The organism is Shinella sp. SUS2, assembly GCF_001262505.1.
In the GTDB taxonomy this organism is placed as follows: Bacteria; Pseudomonadota; Alphaproteobacteria; order Rhizobiales; family Rhizobiaceae; genus Shinella.
On sequence record NZ_KQ410741.1, the window covers coordinates 65,200 to 78,245 of the forward strand.

Genomic DNA, 13,046 nt, shown 5'->3' on the forward strand with positions numbered 1-13,046 from the left:
AGGATCCGGCAGGGTTTTCCCGCCAAGCCGCTCAAGGCCCCGATACCCAGACCTCTCAGGCTATCTTCCCCGGTTCGACGTTCAGTTGCTCGAGCAGGGCTCCGTGGTATTCCCAGAACCCTGCGATAAAGCGCTCCGCAAGCTGGTTGTCTGTTGCGTCGCTGCGGCGAATCGCCAGGAAGCCGGCATCGATGAAGTCGGTGAAGGGGCGGACCACGACGCCTCTGCCTCGATAGTCCGTGGCGGAGGAGGGGTCGATGATGGTGATGCCGACGCCTTCCGACACCAGCGTCAGCGCGGTGTGGGAGAGGCGTGTCTCGATCGTTGAAGCCCTCGGAATGCCCGCCAGTGCGACCTCCACGCGCATGGCAAACAACGTCCCCGGTTCCAGCGTGATCATGTGCTCGCCTTCGAGGTCTGCCGGCCCGATCCGGGATCGGGCGGTAAGTCTGTGGCCCTGCGGCATGGCGACCACGGCCGCAACGGGGCGGGATTCCGTCAGGAAACCGGGGCGGTCGAGCGGGCCGTCGGCGAAGCCGATATCGGCCTGGCCGGAAGCGACGGCTTCGATGACCATGGTCGAGGGGATGCCGCTCAGGGAGACATGAATGTTCGGGCGCTCGCGCAGGAAGCGTGCGAGGTAGCGCGGCATGATGCCATTGGCGAGCGCGGGCATCACGGCGATGCGCAGCATGCCGGCATTCTGGCGGCCGATCTCCTCGGCGAAGGCCTTGATGCGGTTGAGCCCGACATAGGCACGCTCCACCTCCCTCAGAAGCGTGGTGGCCTCGGGCGTCGGGACGAGTTGGTTGCCGCGCCGCTCGAACAGCCGCAGCTTCAGGTCGAGCTCGAAGTCGCGGATCAGCCGGCTCACCGCGGGCTGGGTAATCGCCATGAGCTCCGCTGCCGCGGTCATCTTGCCGGTGAGCATGACCAGGCGAAACGCTTCGACCTGCCGCAGGTTCATGAGCCTCTCCATAATATTTGGTTATTCTCTACCCGTAATTTCGAATTTGACGGTATGGAGCGTCACCTGCCAAAGTCAAGCCCATAACGCGCCGACACGCTATCGGCGCAAGGGAACGGACCAGGTGGACGCGTGGGCGCTTACTTCGATTTGATGGGATTTGCCGATGGTGGCTGGGGCTTCGATATGCTTCGCGCCACCGCTATCACGCTTGCCGTGGCCCTTTGCGGTTTTGGGCTGGGAGCGCTTTTCGGCATGCTCTCGGCGGCCGCGTCGCTCTCGCCGGTTTCCTCGCTACGTTATCTTGCCGACGGGTATACGACCGTGCTGCGCGGCGTGCCCGATCTTCTCGTCATCTATCTGTTCTATTTCGGCGGCAGCGCCGTCATAACGCAGCTTGGCCACCTGTTCGGTGCGGAAGGCTTCGTAAGCGCGCCGGTGTTCCTGACGGGGGCTATGGCGATCGGCGTCGTGTCCGGCGCCTATCAGGCGGAAGTCTTTCGCGGTGCGGTGCTCGCGCTGTCGCGCGGCGAGATCGAGGCGGCCAAGGCCTATGGGATGGGTGCATTCCTCCGCTTCCAGCGCATCATCCTGCCGCAGGCAGCCCGGTTTGCGATCCCCGGACTTGGCAATGTCTGGCAGCTGGTTTTGAAGGAATCGGCCCTTATTTCCGTCGTCGGTCTGGTCGAGCTCATGCGTCAGGCGCAGATCGGCGCCGGCTCGACCCGCAAGCCGTTCACCTTCTTCCTGACGGCCGGCGTGCTCTACCTGCTGATCAGCCTTGTTTCCGGTGCTGTCTTCCGGCGCGCCGAAGCCCGTGCGATGCGCGGCATCCGGAGGGCATCATGAACCTCTTTGATATTCCCTTCCTCGCCGAGAGTTTCCTTGCCCTGTGTCGCGGCATTCCGCTCACGCTGCAACTGACCGCGCTCTCGGTCGCCTCGGGCGCGCTTCTTGCCATGCTTCTGGCGGGCTTCCGCCTCTCCGGCAACCGGGTGCTCGATGGTCTCGCGCGGGGCTATATCTTCGTCTTCCGCGGCACGCCACTCCTCGTCCAGCTCTACATCATCTATTACGGGCTCAGCCAGTTTCCGGAGCTGCGCAAGAGTGTCGCCTGGCCGTTCCTGCGCGAACCCTACTGGTGTGCCGCGCTGGCGCTCTGTCTGAATACGGCCGCCTATAGCGCCGAGATCATTCGCGGGGGCGTCATCGCCGTGCCGCTCGGGCAGATCGAGGCCGCGAAGGCCTATGGCATGGGCCGGCTCACGCTTTTGCGCCGGATCATCGCGCCGCAGGCTCTTCGCCTGATGCTGCCAGCCTATTCGAACGAACTGATCCTCGTCGTGAAGTCGACGGCGCTCGCCTCGACCATCACGATGATGGAAGTCACCGGCATCGCCGCCAAGCTGATCTCGGCCAGCTACCGGCCGGTCGAGATCTTCGTCTGCGCCGGCGCGATCTACCTTCTTCTGAACTTTTCCATCACGCGGTTGCTCCGGTTTGTCGAGCACCGGCTTTCCTGTGACCAGCGTCCCTTTGTCGTCGCGACCGGAGAACAGGCATGACAGATCAGACCCGCATCCCGGCCGTGGAAATCGCACGCCTGGAGAAGTGCTACGGCCCGCTCAAGGTCCTGCATGACATTTCCCTCACGGCGCAGCCCGGGGAGGTCGTTTCCATCCTCGGTGCGTCCGGTTCCGGAAAATCGACGCTGCTGCGCTGCGTCAACATGCTGGAAGTGCCGAATGCCGGCACGGTCTCGATCTTTGGCGAGGCCTACAGACTGGATCAGCGCCCCAACCAGTCGGCACGCGTAATCGACCGGCGCCAGCTTCAAAGGCTCCGCTCCCAGGCGACGATGGTGTTCCAGTCCTTCAATCTCTGGTCCCACCTGACAATCCTTGAAAACCTGATCGAAGCTCCCGTCCACGTCCAGGGGCGAGATCGCAAGGCATGCATCGCCGAGGCAGAGGCGCTTCTGGAGCGCGTCGGCATCGCGGACAAGCGCCATGCCTATCCGGCCCATCTTTCCGGTGGCCAGCAGCAGCGGGCGGCCATCGGCCGGGCACTCGCGATGCACCCGAAAATCATGCTGTTCGACGAGCCGACCTCCGCGCTCGATCCCGAACTGGTCGCAGAGGTCCTCAAGGTCATGCGGGACCTGGCCGCAGAGGGCCGCACGATGCTCGTCGTCACCCATGAGATGGGCTTTGCCCGCGACGTCTCCAGCCGGGTCGTCTTTCTTCACAAGGGTTACATCGAGGAGGACGGCACGCCTGCGGACGTCTTCACCCATCCTCGCAGTGAACGTTTCCGGCAGTTCATTTCGACGCACGCCCATTGAGACCGGAGAACAACAAGAGGTGAACCCATGAAACTGACCCTTCTTCTCTCGGCGGTGGCCTTCGCCGTGTCGCTGCAGCCCGTCCATGCGGCGGACAAGATCCGCATTGCGACCGAGGGGGCCTACGCGCCCTGGAACTTCTCCGGCCCGAACGGCACGCTGGAAGGTTTCGAGATCGACCTGGCCAATGACCTGTGCAAGCGGATGAACCGTGAATGCGAGATCGTCGCCCAGAACTGGGACGGGATCATCCCTTCGCTGACCGCCGGCAAGTACGATGCGATCATGGCCGGCATGAGCGTCACGCCGAAGCGCGAGGAGGTTATCGCGTTTTCGACCCCCTATGCGGCAGCGATCAACTCCTTCGCCGTGCTCGGTGACAGTGATCTCGCCAACCTGCCGATGGCCGGCAAGCCGCTTTCGGTGGATTCGGACGCCGCCAAGCCCGTTCTCGAGGAGATCTCCAAGCTGATCGAGGGCAAGACGGTCGGCGTGCAAGGCTCGACGACCGCCTCCTCCTTCATGGAACAATACTTCAAGGGCGCCGATGTCCGGGAATACAAGACGACGGAAGAGCATAATTTCGACCTCGTCAGCAGCCGCCTCGATGCCGTGGTCGCCAATGCGACGGTGCTCGCTGCGGCGATGGAGAAGGAAGACATGGCAGGCACGAAGCTCGCCGGCCCGCTGTTCTCCGGTAAGGTCTTCGGCATGATCGGGATTGGCCTGCGCAAGGAAGATGCTGCGCTGAAGGCGGATTTCGACGCTGCGATCACGGCCGCCCGCGCAGACGGTACGATCAAGACCCTGTCCGAAAAGTGGTTCAAGCTCGACGTCAGCCCGCAGGACTGACGTCGCAGCGCAATTCCAGCAAAAGCGCGAAGCGGTTTTGCTGTGAAAAAACAGGCGCATTTTTGCAAATCGAAAAAAGCGAAAATGTTCTGGCGCCCATCCCGCCTTGCGGGCGGGCGCTCTCCTTTCCCTTTCAACAGCACAGACTGCGGGTATGCGGACCTTACCGGATCAGGAAATCGTCGTCGTCGGAGGCGGCCTTGTCGGCGCGGCCATCGCATGGGGGCTGGCGCGCAGAGGGCTGGCGCCGCTTGTTCTCGACGGAGAGGATCTGTCGCACCGTGCGTCACGAGCGAATTTCGCGCTGGTCTGGGTTCAGGGCAAGGGTGTGGGCGCTCCGCACTATGCCCGCTGGACGATCGCGGCCGCTCGCCGATGGTCGACGTTCTCGGCCGATCTGATGGAGACGTCAGGGATCGATGTCGGCCTTCGACAGAGGGGCGGCTTCACTTTCGCGCTTGCCGAAAGTGAGATGGCGACGTGGACGGAGGAGGTCCGTTGCGTGGCCGAAGCGCTAGGCACGGATGCACCCGACCACGCCGTGCTCGACCATGTCGAGACCGCGCGCATGCTGCCTGCGATCGGCAGGGATGTCATCGGTGCCATCTACTCGCCGCTCGACGGGGACGTGAACTCCCTTCGCCTCCTGCAAGCGCTGCATGTCGGCATGCTCAATCTCGGCGCAGGTTACCGAGCGCACTGCGATGTGACCGAGATCGTTCCTGATGCAGGCGGGTTCCTCCTCAAGGGAACCTGGGGCGAGGCCCGTGCCGGCCGGGTTGTGCTCGCGGCCGGAAACGGCAACACGCGGCTTGCGCCGATGGTAGGGCTTTCGGCCCCAACCCTCCAGAGCAAGGGGCAGATCCTGGTGACCGAGAAATGCGCACCCTTCTTTCCTTATACATCGACCACCCTGCGACAGGCCGATGAGGGTGGGGTGATGATCGGCGACAGCCAGGAGGCCGACACCCGCTCGATCGCCACCGACCAGGATATCAGCAGCGTGCTTGCCGACAGGGCGATCCGCACCTTTCCGCAGCTGGCGGCGGTGAATGTTCTGCGCAGTTGGTCCGGCTTCCGGGTGAAGACGCCTGACGGATTGCCGATCTACGAGTGCTCGCCCACCCATCCTGGGGCCTGTCTGGTCATGTGCCATTCCGGCGTGACGCTGGCCCCGAACCACGCCCATCTTGTCGCCGATGCGATCGCTTCCCGAAACCCCGTGCTGGCCGATGGCCTCTTTCCCGGCGGGAGGTTTCATGTTCCGGCGCATTGAACCCCCGAAGGACCACGTGACCATCGTCATCGATGGCAGCAAAATCGAGGTCGATGCCACGGCAAGCGTCGCGGCCGCGCTTCTTGGCGCAGGCATGACCACGCTGCGGCGTAGCGTGGTCAACGACCAGCCGCGTGCACCCTATTGCCTGATGGGCGTCTGCTTCGAATGCCTGGTGACGATCGATGGCGTGCAGAACCGCCAAGCCTGCATGGTTCCCGTCCGTGATGGAATGACGGTTGCCTTGCAACGCGGTGCGCGGACGACAGAAGGAAACGATCGATGACGCTGACGACACTCCGCAATGCCGACGCCCTTGCCGTCCGCTACGACATCGCGATCGTCGGCGCCGGCCCCGCTGGTATGACGGCGGCGAGCGAATGCGCAAGGCTGGGCCTTGCGGTTGTGGTGTTCGACGAGAATGCCGAGGCGGGTGGGCAGATCTATCGCGCCATCGAAAGAAACACGCGTACCAAGCGCCCGTATCTCGGAAGTGATTATGCGCACGGGGCCGCCCTTTGGGAGGCCTTTTCCACGGCGACAGCCACCTATGTGCCTTCCGCCATGGTCTGGAGCCTGGAGCAACAGGAAGAGGGTGGGGAAGCGATGGCCGAGCTGCGGGTTTCCGTGGCCGGCCGCAGCCGGATCGTTTTCGCAAGGCGCGTGATCCTTGCAACGGGCGCAACGGAACGGCCTATGCCGGTCCGGGGCTGGACATTGCCGGGCGTCATGTCCGTCGGCGCCGCGCAGATCGCCCTCAAAGCCTCCGCTCTTCTGCCGCAAGGGCCGGTCGTTCTCGCCGGCAGCGGCCCGCTGCTTTATCTCTATGCGGACCAGGTGCTTGCGGCCGGCGGCGCAATCGATGCGATCCTCGAAACCACGCCGCGCCGCAACTGGCTTCGCGCCGCCCCGCATGTTCTCTCCTTTTTTGCATCCCCCTATGCGTGGAAGGGCCTTGGTCTGATGCTTCGGGTAAGACGGGCGCTCCAGGTGTTCCGTGCCGTGACGGCGCTGGAAATCAACGGTACCGACCGGGCAGACGGCGTGACCTTCGTGACCGGCGGCAAGACGGTGTCGCTGCGGGCAGGGAGCATTTTTCTCCATCAGGGCGTCATTCCCCATACCAATCTGGCGAATGCCGCGGGCTGTGCGCTGGTCTGGAAGGATCGGCAGATGTGTTTTGCGCCGGTCGTGGACGAGGAAGGGCGCAGCAGTAAATCTGCGATTTTCATCGCGGGCGACGGCAGCGGCATCGGAGGCGCCGTCGTTGCGGCGCTTGACGGCCGGATCGCTGGGATCGCAGCAGCACAGGAGATTCTGGGCAGGCAATCGTCCGAGGCGTTGCGCCACATTGTTCGGTCGCGAAAAAAGGCGCTGCGCGGACGGGACTTTATCGACCTTGCCTATCAACCGGCCCTGGCATTTCGGGCGCCGCAAGCCGACGACATCGTCGCCTGCCGATGTGAAGAGGTTTCCGTCGGGGCCGTCCGAGAGGCCGCTGCGCGCGGCGTCGCAGGGCCGAACCAGCTGAAGACTATGCTGCGCTGTGGCATGGGGCCGTGTCAGGGCCGCATGTGTGCTGCGACCGTCACGGAGCTGCTCGCCGATGCACAGCAGCGCCCCCCTGCCGATGTCGGCACCTATCGCCTTCGCCCGCCGGTCAAGCCCGTGCCGCTCTGCGAGATCGCCGCACTCCCCCATACATCCGAAGCGGTTTACGCCGTGACGGGTGGTCATTCCGGACACTGAACCACGAAAGGTATCGAAAATGGTCCAACGATTTCTGCGAACGCCGATCATGCACAGAGTAGTCGAGCACAACGGTATCATCCACGTCGGTGGCACGACCTGCGACGACGAGAGCCTTGATATGGCCGGCCAGACCCGTGAGATCCTCGCGAAGCTGGACCGCTACCTGGCCGAGGCGGGTACCGACAAGACAAGGCTGCTCTCAGCCAGCATCTTCGTCACCGATCTCGGCAAGAAGCCGGAAATGGATGCAGTCTGGAAGGAATGGCTGTCGCCGGAAACCTTGCCGACCCGCGCAACGGTCGGTGTTGCTGACCTTGGCGGCGATACGATGATCGAAATCGTGGTTTCTGCGTATAAGTAGAAATACAGACCTCTCAGTCCAGATGAAACCGTCTGCCAGCGCTGTCAGACGGTTTCATCGATGCGCTCGGCGGGACCGGGGTGTTGACCTTCCCCTTGCGGGAACCTTTAGGCTCGGGTGACGTGAAGTGCGGAGCCTGCGACATGAGCAACGATCATATCCACCACGATCACGAGCGCCACACATCGCTCGTGCCGGCAGCCGAGGCGCATGCGGATAGCGGGACGGCTCTGCGCGACCCGGTCTGCGGCATGATCGTCGATCCCGCTGCGGGCAAGCCGATGCTCGACCATGCCGGCCACCGCTATCATTTCTGCAGCAGCGCCTGCCGCGACAAGTTCAAGGCGGCGCCCGACATCTACGTCAGTGCCAAGGATCCCGTTTGCGGCATGGATGTCGCCTGCGACACGGCCCGACATTTCCTCAAACATGAGGGGCGTGGCTATTACTTCTGTTCGCCAGCCTGTGAGGGCAAGTTCACTGCCGAGCCGGCACGATATCTGTCCGGTACGCCCGCGGCGCAGGCCATGCCAAAGGGCACGCAATATACCTGCCCGATGCATCCCGAGATCGTCAGGGACACGCCTGGTTCCTGCCCGATCTGCGGCATGGCACTCGAACCGGTTATGCCGGGCGCCGATGACGGTCCTAATCCCGAGCTGATCGACTTCACCCGCCGCTTCCGCGTCAGTGCAATCCTCTCCATCCCGCTTCTTGTTATCGCCATGGGGCCAATGGTCGGCCTGCCGGTTCGCGACTGGATCGGCGAGCCGCTGGCCGCCTGGCTTGAGCTTGCCCTGGCGACACCGGTCGTACTGTGGGCGGCATTGCCGTTCTTCCACAGGGGGCTGGATTCGTTCCGCAACCGCAGCCCCAATATGTGGACGCTGATCGCGCTGGGCGTCGGCGCGGCCTATCTCTATTCTGTGGTCGCAACCCTCTTTCCCGACCTGTTCCCCAACCAGTTCCGTGGCCATGGCGGTTCGGTACCGGTCTATTTCGAGGCGGCCAGCGTCATCGTCGCTCTGGTCTTCCTCGGCCAGGTGCTCGAACTTCGGGCACGCGAGCGCACCGGCTCGGCGATCCGCGCGCTGCTCGATCTTGCGCCAAAGACTGCCCGTCGCATTGCCGGTGACGGTTCCGAAAGCGAAGTGCCGCTTGATGCCGTTGTCGGTGGCGACCGCCTGCGCATCCGTCCGGGCGACAGCATTCCGGTTGACGGTCTGGTGCTGGAGGGACGTTCCTCCGTCGATGAATCGATGATCACCGGCGAGCCCGTTCCTGTCGAGAAGACCGAGGGTGACAGGCTCACGGGCGGCACACTCAACAAGAACGGATCGCTTGTCATGCGCGCGGAGCGCGTCGGCAGCGAGACCGTTCTGTCGCAGATCGTCGACATGGTCGCAAAGGCCCAGCGCAGCCGTGCGCCCATCCAGGGGCTGGCTGACCGGGTCTCTTTCTATTTCGTCCCGGCCGTGGTGCTCATCGCCGTCGCTGCCTTCATCGTCTGGGCGCTTGTCGGACCCGAGCCGAGCATGGTGTTCGCCATCGTCTCGGCGGTCTCTGTGCTCATTATCGCCTGCCCCTGCGCCCTCGGCCTCGCCACACCCATGTCGGTGATGACCGCCACCGGGCGCGGTGCCCAGGCCGGGGTGCTCATCAAGGACGCCGAGGCGCTGGAGCGCTTCGCCCGCGTCGACACGCTCATCGTCGACAAGACCGGTACGCTGACGGAAGGGCGGCCGACGCTCACCGATGTGATCACCGCTGTAGGCGTCGAAGAAGCCGACCTGCTGTCGCTCGCCGCCGGGCTTGAAAAAGGCTCCGAGCACCCGTTGGCCGAGGCCATTGTCGAGGGCGCGGCAGCGCGCGGCGTTCCAGCCCCTGACGTCCATCATTTCCAATCGATTACCGGCAAGGGTGTTACAGGTGCCGTCAGCGACCGCAGGGTTGCGCTCGGCAACGCGGCCCTCATGGCCGACCTCGGCATCGATTTCGGCGATCTTACCGCCCGTGCCGATGCGTTGCGTGAGGAGGGAAAGACAGCGATGTTCGTTGCTCTCGATGGCCGGCGGGCTGGCCTGGTCGCCGTTGCCGACCCCATCAAGGCCTCGGCTGCCGCCGCCATCCGCGAGCTGCACGCCCTTGGCCTGCGCATCATCATGGCCACGGGCGACAATGTCCGCACCGCCAGGGCAGTTGCTCAAAAGCTTGGCATTGATGAGGTCCGGGCCGACATGCTCCCCGAAAGCAAGAAGGCGCTGGTCGACGAGCTTTGCGCCAAGGGGCAGGGTGTCGCCATGGCCGGCGACGGTGTCAACGATGCGCCGGCCCTTGCCGCGGCCGATGTCGGTATCGCCATGGGCACCGGCGCCGATGTTGCCATGGAAAGCGCCGGCATCACGCTGGTCAAAGGGGACCTTGGCGGGATCGTGCGCGCCCGCAAGCTCGCCCAGGGTACCATTCGCAACATCAAGGAAAACCTGTTCTTCGCCTTCGTCTACAATGTGCTGGGCGTTCCTGTTGCCGCTGGCGTCCTCTACCCCGTGCTGGGCACACTTCTCTCGCCGATGCTCGCAGCCGCTGCGATGAGCCTGTCCTCGGTATCGGTCATCGGCAACGCGCTGCGGCTGCGGGCGATCAAGCTCTGAACCATGGCTTTTCCCCGTGCCGGACGACAGAGCGGGGAGGAGGGCCGCGGCACACAAGCATGCCGCGACTAATCCATGGTTCATGCGGCGCGGACTGTGACGCCGTAGCCTTCCAGACGCTTGACGAGATGAGCCGGATCCACGAGCGTCTCGGGCAGGAACAGGCCCTTTTCAGGGCGATCCCGGCCTGCAAGACCAAGCAGGGTTTCGATTGCGACGGCCGCGCCGCGTGCACTCATGGCCGCGTAGCCTTCGGGATCGATCAGTTCATAGCGGAAGCGGCCGGATGTGCCGTTCTTCTGCGTGCCCGTAATCTCGATGATCACCTCGTTGGACGGTCCGCGGCCCTCCTTGCTCGACGCGACCAGTCCCATCGCAAGGTCGATCCGGACACGGGCTGCGCGCGTCGCAGTGCCAAGGCTGAGAACATCCTGCAGGCCCGCGGCCTGCGCAGCGTGCGGAGAACCATCGACGCTTGTGATGAACCGCCCGGACAGCGGTGCACGCGCCCATTGCCACTGCCCGTCTTCCTTGACCAGCGGCAGCGGACCGATCTTCTCGATCCGCTCCAGATCCTTGCCCGATACCGCACCGAAGGGATCGCCGGGGTCGAAGAGGATCGCGATTTCCACGGCCTCGACGGTTTCGAAATCACGAGCGAAATGCAGCGCCGCCAGGGTTGGAGAGCCGCCGTTGCTGTGTCCGAGCAGGAGGATGGGGGAGGCCTGCGGATGGTAGGCGTGGTGGGCGACGATCGGGCCGAGCTCGAACACGCCGTCCGAAAGGGCGATATAGGGAATGCCTCGGGCCTGAGCGTAGCGCAATGTGTTGAGCGAGTGGTCCCTCAGCGCTGTCACGACGATGCTGTAGCGGGCGCTGGGATCAAGACCGAGATCGGATGCGGTGATGTCCAGTCTGGCGATCGTGGCGTTCCCGACCTCGGAAGCGAGCGCTGCCGCCTTTTCCATGTCGCGAGCGCCAATCGTGATGGATAGATCCGGATGGAGCTTGCGCAGCATCCTGGTGGTGCGGGAGCCGAGGCTTCCCGTCGCGCCGAGGATCAGGACGGAGGAATTGATTGTATCGGTCATGTCGATCCTCCTTAGCGGGCCACGTCGAAGCGGGCGCCGATTGCCATCATTTCACCGACGAAGTAGCTCGGATCGATCAGCAGTTCCGGCAGGTACAGCCCCGCAGCCGGTGCATTCGCGCGCAGGCCGAGCAAGGCCTCGAGGCCCAGAACGACACCCAGCGCGGTCAGCGGTGCCTGGCCGCGTGGATGCACGATCTCGATGTGCGAGGATGTTTCCGTGCCGTCCTTGGCGCGCCCGACAATGTCGATGATGATTTCGGTCGAGTAACTCTCTCCGCGACGGCGGCTGGCCGACTGGCCGTAGGCGAAGTCGAAACGGATCGATTCGGCGTTCGTAGCGGCCCGCAGGCTCAGGACGTCGAACGGAGAATAGGCCCGAGCGTCGAGGGGCACGCCGTCGACGCTCGTCACCGTGGTTCGTCCCTGCTCTGCTGTCAGCCAGAGATCCTTGCCCTGGTGAACGGTCAACGAGGCCGGAGCGGCCGAGGTCAGACGATCGTAGTCGGCTGCTGCCGCCGGGCCGCCCATATCCTGTTCGTCGAAGACTGCGCCGATGCGGATCGAGGTGATGCTTTCGTATCGGGATGCGGCCTGCAAGGTCGGAAAGACAGCGGCGCCGGCCAGCCACTGGCTTGCCAGAAGGACGGGTGCACGGTCGGGATGATGGATGAAGAGAGCCGCTTCAGGGCCGATCTCGAAGGCGCCGGTGGAAATATCGATATACGGGATCTTGTGGTCGAGAGCGTATCGCAGGGAATTGAGGGTTTGGTCCTTCACGAAGATCGCGATCGCGCCGAAGGTGGCATGGGCAAGGCCGAGGTCTGAACGCGAAAGATCTACGGCCGTCGCGGTGGCGTTGCCGATCTCGGCGACGGCCTTCTGCGCCCGGCCGATATCGCGGCCACCGATGGTGATGGGCAGGTCCGGATATCGGCGGCGCAGTTCTCTGGCAGCCTCGAGGCCGACGATGCCGGATCCTCCGATCAGGAGCACGGGTCGTTGTGTCTGTGGCATGTTTCCTATCCTCTTTGACGATATCTTGCAGGTGGATGTTGCACCTGATAAGCTACTATCCGTAACTTACGATTGGTAAGTTGGGTATGCGCCATTGGTTCCGTCAAGGGGGCGTTCTGAAAAAGATGATCGGCGTGACAGCAAACGAGAAGAGCGAGGCGAAGCGCCGCCTCACGAAGGAAGCGCGCCGCGAGCAACTGATTGAAAACGCGTTCGATATCGTGCGCGAATTGGGAGCTGATGCCCTGACACTGAGCGTTCTTGCCGAGAGGGCGGGGGTCAGCAAGCCGATAACCTACGAGCATTTCGAGACCCGGTCAGGTCTGCTTGTCGCGTTGTACCGGCGGATCGACCAGCAACAGGTCAAGGTGCTGCAGGAAAGCCTGTCGAGGGCGGGCGGGCAGCTAACCGAAACTGTACGCCTTATCGCGAACGCCTACATGACCTGCCATTCGGCTTCGGGGTCGGAAGGCCATGCGATTTCGGCGGCCTTGATGGGGGACCCGCAGATGGGGGCAGTCCAGCAGGAACTGATGGACAACTGCGTCGGCATTTTTGCAGACGCTCTGGCCCCGTTCTCGCGACTTTCCCACGAGGCGCTCCAGCAGCGTTGTATCGGCATTGTCGGCGCTGCGGAGGCGCTGTCTCTCGCGATGACGCGCGGCCGGATGAGCCAGGCCGCGGCCATCGAAAACCTGTCTGCCTTGTTGCTGATCGGTATCGAACCGGGTTGATA

At 63.8% G+C, this 13,046-nt stretch carries 13 protein-coding genes; 10 read left to right on the forward strand and 3 right to left on the reverse strand.

Features of this window, described 5'->3' with window-relative positions; genetic code table 11:
* Positions 1–55: 55 nt before the first annotated feature.
* Positions 56–967 carry a LysR substrate-binding domain-containing protein gene (locus AKG11_RS25775; protein ID WP_050745990.1) on the reverse strand — a complete coding sequence of 304 codons (912 nt, stop codon included), beginning with the start codon at positions 965–967 and terminating at the stop codon, positions 56–58.
* 153 nt (positions 968–1,120) lie between these two features.
* On the opposite strand from AKG11_RS25775, the gene AKG11_RS25780 reads away from it, so the two are divergent.
* The 9 genes from AKG11_RS25780 (at position 1,121) to AKG11_RS25820 (ending at position 10,203) form a co-directional block, all read left to right on the forward strand.
* Entirely contained in the window at positions 1,121–1,816 is a 696-nt protein-coding gene (locus tag AKG11_RS25780; RefSeq protein WP_037404843.1) for an ABC transporter permease, read from the forward strand.
* Positions 1,813–2,532: an ABC transporter permease gene (locus tag AKG11_RS25785; protein WP_050745991.1), complete on the forward strand. Its 720-nt coding sequence runs from the start codon at positions 1,813–1,815 to the stop codon at positions 2,530–2,532. Before AKG11_RS25780 ends, AKG11_RS25785 begins: the two co-directional genes overlap by 4 nt.
* Complete coding sequence (locus AKG11_RS25790; protein ID WP_050745992.1) at positions 2,529–3,311, forward strand: ABC transporter ATP-binding protein; 783 nt, start codon at positions 2,529–2,531, stop codon at positions 3,309–3,311. Before AKG11_RS25785 ends, AKG11_RS25790 begins: the two co-directional genes overlap by 4 nt.
* Positions 3,312–3,338: 27 nt before the next feature.
* Positions 3,339–4,163, forward strand: a complete 825-nt coding sequence (locus tag AKG11_RS25795; protein WP_050745993.1) for a lysine/arginine/ornithine ABC transporter substrate-binding protein — start codon at positions 3,339–3,341, stop codon at positions 4,161–4,163.
* 154 nt (positions 4,164–4,317) lie between these two features.
* Positions 4,318–5,439 carry an NAD(P)/FAD-dependent oxidoreductase gene (locus AKG11_RS25800; protein ID WP_050745994.1) on the forward strand — a complete coding sequence of 374 codons (1,122 nt, stop codon included), beginning with the start codon at positions 4,318–4,320 and terminating at the stop codon, positions 5,437–5,439.
* Complete coding sequence (locus AKG11_RS25805; RefSeq protein WP_050745995.1) at positions 5,423–5,725, forward strand: (2Fe-2S)-binding protein; 303 nt, start codon at positions 5,423–5,425, stop codon at positions 5,723–5,725. Before AKG11_RS25800 ends, AKG11_RS25805 begins: the two co-directional genes overlap by 17 nt.
* Positions 5,722–7,188, forward strand: coding sequence for an FAD-dependent oxidoreductase (locus AKG11_RS25810; RefSeq protein WP_050745996.1), 1,467 nt, complete (start codon positions 5,722–5,724; stop codon positions 7,186–7,188). The genes AKG11_RS25805 and AKG11_RS25810 overlap by 4 nt, the downstream gene beginning before the upstream one ends.
* Positions 7,189–7,207: 19 nt before the next feature.
* Positions 7,208–7,552, forward strand: coding sequence for a RidA family protein (locus tag AKG11_RS25815; protein ID WP_050745997.1), 345 nt, complete (start codon positions 7,208–7,210; stop codon positions 7,550–7,552).
* A gap of 143 nt (positions 7,553–7,695) precedes the next feature.
* Complete coding sequence (locus tag AKG11_RS25820; protein ID WP_082342656.1) at positions 7,696–10,203, forward strand: heavy metal translocating P-type ATPase; 2,508 nt, start codon at positions 7,696–7,698, stop codon at positions 10,201–10,203.
* Between the two features lie 80 nt (positions 10,204–10,283).
* On the opposite strand, the gene AKG11_RS25825 is transcribed toward AKG11_RS25820, so the two are convergent.
* Both AKG11_RS25825 and AKG11_RS25830 read right to left on the reverse strand, forming a co-directional pair.
* Positions 10,284–11,294: a saccharopine dehydrogenase family protein gene (locus AKG11_RS25825; RefSeq protein WP_050745998.1), complete on the reverse strand. Its 1,011-nt coding sequence runs from the start codon at positions 11,292–11,294 to the stop codon at positions 10,284–10,286.
* A gap of 11 nt (positions 11,295–11,305) precedes the next feature.
* Positions 11,306–12,310, reverse strand: coding sequence for a saccharopine dehydrogenase family protein (locus tag AKG11_RS25830; RefSeq protein ID WP_050745999.1), 1,005 nt, complete (start codon positions 12,308–12,310; stop codon positions 11,306–11,308).
* 86 nt (positions 12,311–12,396) lie between these two features.
* Between AKG11_RS25830 and AKG11_RS25835 the strand changes: the two genes are divergently transcribed.
* Positions 12,397–13,044: a TetR/AcrR family transcriptional regulator gene (locus AKG11_RS25835; protein WP_197032852.1), complete on the forward strand. Its 648-nt coding sequence runs from the start codon at positions 12,397–12,399 to the stop codon at positions 13,042–13,044.
* Positions 13,045–13,046: the final 2 nt, after the last annotated feature.

What these genes read in the sequence shown, in the direction of transcription:
- AKG11_RS25815 (WP_050745997.1), top strand. Translation starts at nt 7,208, where the DNA reads ATGGTCCAACGATTTCTGCGAACGCCGATCATGCACAGAGTAGTCGAG.
- AKG11_RS25795 (WP_050745993.1), top strand. Translation starts at nt 3,339, where the DNA reads ATGAAACTGACCCTTCTTCTCTCGGCGGTGGCCTTCGCCGTGTCGCTG.
- AKG11_RS25825 (WP_050745998.1), bottom strand. Translation starts at nt 11,294, where the DNA reads ATGACCGATACAATCAATTCCTCCGTCCTGATCCTCGGCGCGACGGGA.
- AKG11_RS25800 (WP_050745994.1), top strand. Translation starts at nt 4,318, where the DNA reads ATGCGGACCTTACCGGATCAGGAAATCGTCGTCGTCGGAGGCGGCCTT.
- AKG11_RS25785 (WP_050745991.1), top strand. Translation starts at nt 1,813, where the DNA reads ATGAACCTCTTTGATATTCCCTTCCTCGCCGAGAGTTTCCTTGCCCTG.
- AKG11_RS25780 (WP_037404843.1), top strand. Translation starts at nt 1,121, where the DNA reads ATGGGATTTGCCGATGGTGGCTGGGGCTTCGATATGCTTCGCGCCACC.
- AKG11_RS25820 (WP_082342656.1), top strand. Translation starts at nt 7,696, where the DNA reads ATGAGCAACGATCATATCCACCACGATCACGAGCGCCACACATCGCTC.
- AKG11_RS25805 (WP_050745995.1), top strand. Translation starts at nt 5,423, where the DNA reads ATGTTCCGGCGCATTGAACCCCCGAAGGACCACGTGACCATCGTCATC.
- AKG11_RS25775 (WP_050745990.1), bottom strand. Translation starts at nt 967, where the DNA reads ATGAACCTGCGGCAGGTCGAAGCGTTTCGCCTGGTCATGCTCACCGGC.
- AKG11_RS25810 (WP_050745996.1), top strand. Translation starts at nt 5,722, where the DNA reads ATGACGCTGACGACACTCCGCAATGCCGACGCCCTTGCCGTCCGCTAC.
- AKG11_RS25790 (WP_050745992.1), top strand. Translation starts at nt 2,529, where the DNA reads ATGACAGATCAGACCCGCATCCCGGCCGTGGAAATCGCACGCCTGGAG.
- AKG11_RS25830 (WP_050745999.1), bottom strand. Translation starts at nt 12,310, where the DNA reads ATGCCACAGACACAACGACCCGTGCTCCTGATCGGAGGATCCGGCATC.
- AKG11_RS25835 (WP_197032852.1), top strand. Translation starts at nt 12,397, where the DNA reads ATGCGCCATTGGTTCCGTCAAGGGGGCGTTCTGAAAAAGATGATCGGC.